This is a genomic window from Pedobacter sp. 05L430, from assembly GCF_056397585.1.
The window spans coordinates 1-8870 of the sequence record NZ_JBFTNT010000291.1; the positions used below are offsets into that span (position 1 = coordinate 1).

The following is an 8870-nucleotide window of genomic DNA, read 5'->3' on the forward strand; positions in this document are numbered from 1 at the left end:
CCCCTTTTTTGTGGACGTTTATATAGCCTCTTAAAGAAATAGAATTATTTATTCTTTTTTTGTTGAATCTGTGCTTGTTGCTGCTGACGCATATAGTCTTCCAGCTTAGCACTGAATCTTGATTTCTTTTTCTCTACAACAGGTTTGGTTTTGTTATCCTGAAGTGTTTTATGGATTTTTTCATCATCTACCATAGACTTGATTAGGAACTGCTGAGCAAACGTTAACATGTTAGCTAAGAAGTAGTAGTAGTTCAAACCTGATGGGTAGCTATTTAACACACCTAGAAATACAATTGGCATAATGTAACCGATGTATTTCATTTGACCGGTTGCACCAGAGATCTGATTATTAAAGTAAGTGTAGATCAATGTTGAAATCGTCATCAGTATACACATTAAACTTAAGTGATTACCCAGAATAGGAATGTTTACACCAAACTTGATAAAATCATCATAGGTAGAAAGATCCTTCATCCATAAAAAGCTTTCGCCTCTTAATTCAAATAAATTGGGGAAGAAGAAGAAGAAAGCCATTACAAATGGTAATTGCAGTAACATTGGTAAACAGCCGCCCAATGGATTAACGCCTACTTGTTTGTAAAGCTTTAAATATTCCTGTTGTAACAATGTTGGATTATCATCGCCTACCTTTGCTTTAATTTCATCCATCTCAGGTTTCAAGATTCTCATCTTAGCCATTGAAAGATATGATTTATATGTTAGTGGCGACATGGCTAGTTTTAGCATAATTGTCAGTACCAGGATAATTAATCCATACCCCCATCCAAAACCTTCAAGGAAGTTAAATACAGGCAATACAATAAATCTGTTGATGTATTTTAATGGCCAGTATCCCATGTCTACTTGTTTTTCCAATTCATGTCCCTGAGCTTTTAAGGTAGAGAATTTGTTGGTTCCAAAGTAAAACTCCATGGAATAGTTTTGAGCAGCCAATTGGTTAAATGTAAGTTGCATATTAGCGCCATACCATTTAATCTGACCTGGCTCAGTAGTTACTTTAACTTCAAGTTCACCTTTATCAAAAGGAACTGTTGGTATTAATACCGCCGAGAAGAAGTGTTGTTTGAAAGAGAACCATTCGATTTTTCCTTCTTTTAGTTCTTCTTTTTCGTCTTTAGCAACACTTAGATGGTTGGGATTTTCGCCAGCATATTTGTAATATGGAGCTGAATGTTCCTGCTCTTTTTTACCTGATTTTTCTTGTTCAAGTAAAGTAGCTTCCCAGTTTAAAGTAATTGTATTGTTTTGAATAACCTGATTTAAGCCATTCAGGTTAATGTTAAAACCAACCTTACTGCTATTCGGTTTTACATCGTAAACAAATTCAATGTATTTATCCCCAGAATAATTGGCGCGCATAATTACGCTGTTTGCGCCATTTTTAGAAGCAGTAAAATATAAATCGTTAGTATTTACAATTTTGCCACCTATGTTTAGGTTTAAGCCAAACTTGTTTTGATTACCGTCAAACAAAATTACCGGTTTACCATCATAAGTAGTCTGTCCTTTAACTTGAGCGGAAAGAATCTTACCACCTTTGTTAGTGAAAGTTAATTTTAAGTTCTCGTTTTCTAAAACGCTAGTTTGCTCTGTGCCAGAGATATTGCCACCAAAAGGACCTTTTAATGCAGTCGAATCAACAGCTGGCAATGTAGCAACTGCTGCTGTAGCCGGAGTTGCGGTAGTATTTGCTGTTGCTTTCTTTATAGAATCAGCAGCAATTCTTTCATTTTCTTTTTTAATTTCAGCCTCACTTGGCTTGAAAAAGTAAAAAGAACCTGCCAGAACAATCATGATCAGGAATAATCCTGTAAACGTATTTCTATCCATTATTGTTAATTAAACGCGTATTATTTTATTTTCTTCTTCGCAAACTCCATCGCTGCGGCGACAAATTTAACAAAAAGTGGGTGAGGATTAGCAACTGTTGATTTTAATTCAGGGTGAAACTGTCCACCAACAAAGAAAGGATGGTTTTTAAGCTCCACAATTTCTACCAGATTACTTTCAGGATTGATACCTGAGGCAATCATTCCTGCTTCTTCAAATTGACTTAAGTAAGCGTTATTGAATTCATAACGATGTCTGTGACGCTCTGTAATATGTTGTTTTCCGTAAGCAGCATAAGCCTTGGTACCTTTTTTAAGGTCGCATGGATAAGAACCTAAACGCATGGTACCGCCTTTATTGGTAATGGTTTTCTGATCTTCCATCATATTAATTACCGGATGCTCAGTGTTTTCATCAATCTCGGTAGTATTTGCATTTTGTAATCCAAGTACATTTCTTCCATACTCGATAACTGAACATTGCATACCTAAACAAATTCCAAAGAACGGAACGTTGTTTTCTCTTACATATTTAATTGCATCAATTTTTCCTTCAATACCTCTGCTACCAAAACCAGGAGCAACAAGTAAACCATCTAAATGACCAAGTTTTTCTTTCGCATTATCAGGATAAACTCCTTCTGAATGAATGTATTGAACACGTACTTTGCATTCGTTCTTTGCACCGGCATGAACAAATGACTCAGTTATAGATTTATAAGCATCAGGTAATTCCACATATTTACCTACAACACCTATAGTTACTTCTGATGTAGGGTTTTTTAAACGACCAAGGAAATCTTTCCAGCTTTCCATATCAGGTTCGTTTTTATGAGCCAGTTTTAATTTGGTTAAGACCGTTTTATCCAACTGCTCTTTCATCATTAACAACGGAACTGAATAAATTGATGATGCATCAATAGATTCGATTACCGCATTAACGTTTACATTACAGAACAAGGCAATTTTTTTACGGATGTCCTGAGAGATATGGTGCTCAGTACGGCAAACCAAAATATCTGGTTGTATACCATACTCCAATAAAGCTTTAACAGAGTGTTGTGTAGGTTTGGTTTTTAATTCGCCGGCTGCTGCAAGGAAAGGGATTAGTGTTAAGTGGATAACTATGGCATTATTAGCGCCTTCTTCCCATTTAAACTGACGTACTGCCTCTATAAATGGAAGAGATTCGATATCACCAACAGTACCACCCAGTTCCGTAATAACGATATCATATTTACCGCTATCGCCTAAAATGCGCATGTTTCTTTTGATCTCATCAGTAATATGAGGTACAACCTGCACAGTTTTACCAAGGTATTCCCCTTGTCTTTCTTTGTTGATTACATTCTGATAAATACGACCAGTAGTAATGTTGTTAGCCTGTGTGGTTGGAACATTTAAGAAACGCTCATAGTGCCCAAGATCAAGGTCTGTTTCTGCACCATCTTCAGTAACATAGCATTCGCCATGTTCGTAAGGATTTAGCGTTCCCGGATCGATGTTGATATACGGGTCAAACTTTTGAATGGTTACACTGTAGCCGCGTGCTTGTAATAGTTTGGCTAATGAAGCGGAGATGATGCCCTTACCCAAAGAGGAAGTAACACCGCCCGTAACAAAAATATACTTAGTCATGTTTGTGAATTTCTGATATAAAGGCAGTTTTTTATGCTGTCCTTATTGTTTTTGTACGGGATACAAAGTTAGCAAATAAACCGAAGCTTTAAGGCTCTTTTTTTAAATATTCGTAAAGGAAAAAATGATTTAATGAAATTCTCTATATGATTTGCCTTCTAGCTGCTGACTAACAATTATATAAATAAGCCGGTTTAAAGTACAAATCCATATATGTTAGGTGGTTGAATTTCGTTATTAAAATTATTAAAAGCATCAACTTTGGTGGCAAACCAGGTCGTATTTAGTCTGGGGATGGCAAGCCCCAATATCATGCCTGGCAACCCGTTGAACCCCTCAGGTCCTCCGCGCAGTAAAATTTCATCTGTATAAAAAGCAACCACATAAACCGTGTCGTTAATGCGACCTATGGCTTTCCTGCATTCGAAACCGGAAATAATACGGATGTCGTGCATAATTTTCCAGCTTACATGGGGTATAGTGTCTTTCAGCAGGTAATCGTCGCCCATAATGTTTTTCCTTAATACGCGGTTTCTGTTTGCGTAATCGGCATAAAGTTCGTTGGTCGATTCGCCAGGTGCAATAAAGTACATTAAATCCTCATCATTGTCGTCTTTTTTTTGAGCTTTATAAATAGACCTTGTACGGTCAAAATAAAGGTCCCAATTACTGGTTTTGTACTTTTTCATACCTCCTTTAATTTCATCAGAAAGTCCAAAATCCGCCATTGTACGCACCATGTTTATCCTTTTTTCGAACGTAATTTTTCCATTCGGAATAAAAAGCTGCTGGGCCAGCAACTTAAACGGCATTGCACAGAAGAGAAGAAAAAATACAGACCTACTCATTGATTAGCTATTTAACGCTGGAGTTTTTAATAAAATTACCACTTAAATTCCAGTTTATTCCAAATAATACATATCTGGGAATATAGCTAAACGTACTTTCACTTTTAATATTTCCACCAACATATCTGTTGTATCCAATTTTTTGATTAAGGATATCTGTTATGGAAAGTTTAATTTCAAGCGCTTCGTTTTTTAATACCTTGGTTGATAGATATCCATTCCATATGATTACGTCCAGATCTTTATCAAAAGATGAGTTGGCAGGACGAAATGAAAGTGACATGGTTGAGTTAAATTCGAATTTGTAAGGTAATTGTACTGTTGCAGATAACTCATGGTCGTGAATTAAGCTTCTGCCGTCGTTAATGCTACCAATAGATGATTTACCATACATAAAGCTGGCCGATGGGGTATAGCTTAAATCAAGTTTATGTGTATAGTAATTAAAAGATGTTCTCAAATTAAATTGAGTGTTTCTTGTTTTGTTTCGTGTAAAGTTTAATATCGTTTGGTTGTTGGAGGTATTAAACCCGAGGTCTACACCAAAGCGGAAGTTTAACTTCGGAAAACCTTTAGAGTAATATACGTTTCCTGCTATTGAATTGTTTCCATTCAGGTTGGTATAGCTGGAGATTCTTTTGTTAAATTCATCAACTATTTCTGTGTCGACAATTGCGTTATTTGTAAAACCGTAGCTAAAATAACCAGAGATATACTGGTCGGTTGAGAACTGAAAACTATTGTAAGAAAGGCCGAAGTTATTTGTAAACGAAGGCCTTAAAGATGGGTTTCCAATAACCTGAAATAAGGGGTTGTTTAGCTGCCTTACCGGTTGTATTTGATTAATGCTTGGCTGTTGCATGTAACCATTGTAGTTTACAGATAAGTTGCTGTTGTTGTTTATTTTATAGAATAGGTTGGTGCTTGGCGACAAGTTTAAATAGTTGCTATCAAAGTCGCTTTGCTGATCCAGATCTTTAAGCACAAAATTTGTTTGTGTGGCTTCCAATCCGGTAGAGATAGAGAAGTTCTTAACCTTATATTGCGTAATTATTTTTCCAACATTAGAGAAATTGATGAACTTAAAATTATTACTTAAAGAGTCTATTTTATTGGTGCTATTATCTGAAACTAATCTGTAGCTGCTTGATGCTATTGTTTTAAAGCTATATCCTGCTTCTATAGCCCACCGTTTTGACAAGGGTTCTGTATAACTGATCCTGGTGCCTATTGACTTTTGATCGTTTACGTTGTCTTTATTCAGGTTCGTGTTTTCTACCCGGTTTTCATGGCCATTGTCATCATAGTACTTTGTCTGATTTATACTTTTTTCAATGTTTTTACTGGAAAGATTCTCGGGCTGAATGTCTATTGATAGTGTTCTTCCTTTTTTATTAAATCTTTTTGACCAGTTGATATTTCCATTAAATGCTTCACTATGACCAGAGCCGGTATTGGTTTGGGTATTGTTACTGATAAATAAGCCTCGCTGATCTCTTGTAAAGTCGTCACTCGTAGAGTTTAGCTGATTTCTGTTTTGCTTTGCTCCAAAGGCTATTTTTAATGTAGTAAGTGAGTCGATATTGTAACTATATCCACCTCTTAAGCTTTCACCTGTATTTTTCGACCTGTCTTCTTTTCTTCCGGAGCTTGAAAATAACGATCCATTGGGTAAAAGTTCCTCGGATTTAGAAGTTCTTACATTCTTGTTTTTGTAATCGAAGCCTTTAAAATTGAGCTTTATTCCCATTGTGTTGTTTTCGAACCTGTCGGCAAAGTGCCCCCCCATATTGAAATTATTGGGCAAACCGCTGGTGGGGGAGCTGTAATCATCATCATCATCACCACCAGAGGAATACATCACCGAGCTGCCATCATCGCCCACCTCAATTACATCATATTCTTCGCCTTTAAGCTTTCGCATAGATCGGTTGATCTTAGAATCATTGGTTAGGGTAGAGTAGGTTCCATAAACTGCAGCTTTGAGCTTGCTCTTARAAACCCCAGCCATAGCACCGTAATCACGGAACTTGTCGTTTCCCTGGTTTGCATCTAAAGATGCCAGGTATCCGTTTTTGGCATTTTCCTTTAATTTGATATTAATGGTTTTGTTTTTTACCCCATCATCTATTCCCGTAAGCTCTGCTGTTTTACTTTTTTTATCGAAAACCTGAACTTCTTCTACAGCATTTGCCTTTAAATATTTTGTGGCTAAAAGCGGGTCATCGCCAAAAAACTCATCTCCATCAACCAAAACTGTCTTTACATCTTTACCCTGTGCTTTTATATTTCCGTTTTTATCTACAACAACTCCTGGTAGCCTCTTTAGCAACTCTTGAACATTCGCATTGCTACGCACAGCAAAGCTATCAGCCTGAAACACCAAAGTATCGCCTTTCATGCGTACGGCACTTTTAGCCTGTATAACTACTTCACTTAAGAGTTTTGATTTTAGCTCCATTTTAATGTCGCCCAGTTTGATGTTGGAAGTGTCCGAAATCCTTAAGTTCGTGATATAGTCGGCCATTTTAGGGAATGTTACCAGCAGCTTGTAATCACCCTTGGCAATGTTTCTAAATTCAAACTTTCCCTCTGCATTTGTTCGAGTAGTTTTAACCATTACAGAGTCAACGGATCTTAGCAATAAAACTGAACTGTGTTCCAGATTCCTTTTTTCCAATGTATCGACAACCCTACCGGCAACACTTGCTTTTTGCGCAGTTACGGTAAGAAACGATAGTGTAAGGAAAATGAAAATGGATAACCTCTTCAGCATAAATTACCGTATAACATTTATTAAGAAAGCTAAAATAATGTTTTTTGACAACTTAAGGTTTTTATGCTGGGGGACAAAAAAAAGGCCCGAAATATTTCGGGCACTTTCTTTAAAGTATATTTGGTTAGAATATTCTAGGTTGTTTATTTATAAGTTATTACGTAGTTCTTTTTGTTTCGTTATATAAACATAGTGTTAAATTTGAAATTATCATAATATTTTTTTTAATTATTTTCAACAATTTTAATGGAATGCTCAAAAACGCATCAAATAAGCATTTATTGTGTTGATAGGGGTTTTTACTAAAATATAAGATTTTACTTAGTGCAACAGGTATAGTAAGTTTTAACCTTACCTTCTTTATCAGACCAGGCTACGTAGTTTTTACTCTCTTTACCAAGTCGATAAATGAATCCATTCAATCTGTTTTTTTTTAACTCGTCGAAAAATGCTTTATCGGGTACGTTTGCATCAGGCAGGTCTGCCTCATCAACGGCGGGTTCCATGAAGTTCTCGTCGTCAAAGAAACGGTTAACTTCTTCCTGTAGAAATTTGATCTGATTTTTCTTCTTGGAAAGATCAATGGTAGCAATGTAATTCTTGAACAAATCGGTAGCTTTAATGTCTACATCGTAAATCTGTTTGCCATTAAAAGAGGTGATGGAGAATGCAAGGTGCATGTTGTCGGGTTTATCCCCCAGTATCTGTACTTTAAAGGTATCAGCCTTTAAAGAATCACTAAATGGCTTTGTTACAATCTTTACAAGATCTTTTCCGGCGGCATCGTCTTTGTCTGTGCTATTACATGCAACTAAAAAAATGGTGCAGAGAAAAATGCAGGTTATTAGTTGTTTCATACGCCATCGTTTATTTTAATTAGATCTTCAGGGGTATCTATGGCTATGGTTTCAATTTCAGTTACTTTGGTTTGGATTCTGTACCCATTTTCTATCCACCTTAATTGTTCTAAACTTTCTGCAATTTCTAAAGAGGATTGAGGGAGTTTAGTAATTTCTAACAGGATAGGATAGGTGTAACCATAAATGCCGATATGCTTATAAAACTGATGAGCTTTTAGCCAATTCTCCTTTTCCTGACTTCTGATATACGGGATTGTTTGTCGGCTAAAATAAGTGGCTTCTCCTTTGGAATTGATAACCACTTTAGGAATATTAACATTATAAAGCTCAGTTTCTGTATGTATTTCCTTAATTAAGGTAGCTAACTGAACCCCCTTTTCGTTAAAACACGAGGCTAAAAGATCAATCTGCTCTGGGTCTATATAAGGCTCGTCACCTTGTATGTTTATGATGGCATCGTATCCGGAAACAGACGTTGCTACTTCCGCACAGCGATCTGTGCCACTTAAATGATCACTTCCGGTAACAATGAATTTGCCTCCAAACCTTTTAACTTCAGCAGCAATGCGTTCATCGTCGGTAGCCACAATTACATCAGATAAGCTTGTGGCCTTACTAGCTTGTTCATAAACCCTTTGGATCATACTCTTTCCCTTAATTTGAACTAAAGGTTTGCCCGGAAAGCGGGTTGAGGCGTATCTTGCAGGTATGATTCCGAGAATCTTCATTTAAAATAATCCGTTTATTTCGGCTTCTATAGCTTGTATTATTGTTCCCAGATCTTCAGGGTTATTAGTGAAGTCTAATTTATCCTTATCCAGAATAAGCAGGTTACCCAGTTTATAATCTTTAATCCAGGCTTCGTACTTTTCATTTAACTTTGATAAGTAATCTAT

At 36.4% G+C, this 8870-nt stretch carries 7 protein-coding genes; all 7 read right to left on the reverse strand.

Annotated elements, in window-relative coordinates; genetic code table 11:
* Positions 1-44 precede the first annotated feature (44 nt).
* Positions 45-1853, reverse strand: a complete 1809-nt coding sequence (gene yidC / locus AC1DG9_RS22725) for a membrane protein insertase YidC (protein WP_172659165.1) — start codon at positions 1851-1853, stop codon at positions 45-47.
* A gap of 20 nt (positions 1854-1873) precedes the next feature.
* The gene (locus tag AC1DG9_RS22730; RefSeq protein ID WP_172659164.1) at positions 1874-3490 is read right to left on the reverse strand and encodes a CTP synthase; all 1617 of its coding nucleotides are present in this window, start codon (positions 3488-3490) and stop codon (positions 1874-1876) included.
* Between the two features lie 194 nt (positions 3491-3684).
* Positions 3685-4338 (reverse strand): GLPGLI family protein, encoded by a 654-nt coding sequence (locus tag AC1DG9_RS22735; RefSeq protein WP_477635287.1) that lies wholly within the window; start codon positions 4336-4338, stop codon positions 3685-3687.
* Between the two features lie 7 nt (positions 4339-4345).
* Positions 4346-7114 carry an outer membrane beta-barrel family protein gene (locus tag AC1DG9_RS22740; RefSeq protein WP_477635288.1) on the reverse strand — a complete coding sequence of 923 codons (2769 nt, stop codon included), beginning with the start codon at positions 7112-7114 and terminating at the stop codon, positions 4346-4348.
* Between the two features lie 317 nt (positions 7115-7431).
* A complete protein-coding gene (locus AC1DG9_RS22745; RefSeq protein ID WP_172659161.1) occupies positions 7432-7971 on the reverse strand; it encodes a hypothetical protein in 540 nt (179 codons plus the stop codon).
* Positions 7968-8702 carry a 3-deoxy-manno-octulosonate cytidylyltransferase gene (gene kdsB / locus AC1DG9_RS22750; RefSeq protein WP_172659160.1) on the reverse strand — a complete coding sequence of 245 codons (735 nt, stop codon included), beginning with the start codon at positions 8700-8702 and terminating at the stop codon, positions 7968-7970. The genes AC1DG9_RS22745 and kdsB overlap by 4 nt, the downstream gene beginning before the upstream one ends.
* The coding region (locus AC1DG9_RS22755; RefSeq protein WP_477635289.1) for a deoxynucleoside kinase at positions 8703-8870 on the reverse strand (168 nt) is incomplete at its 5' end.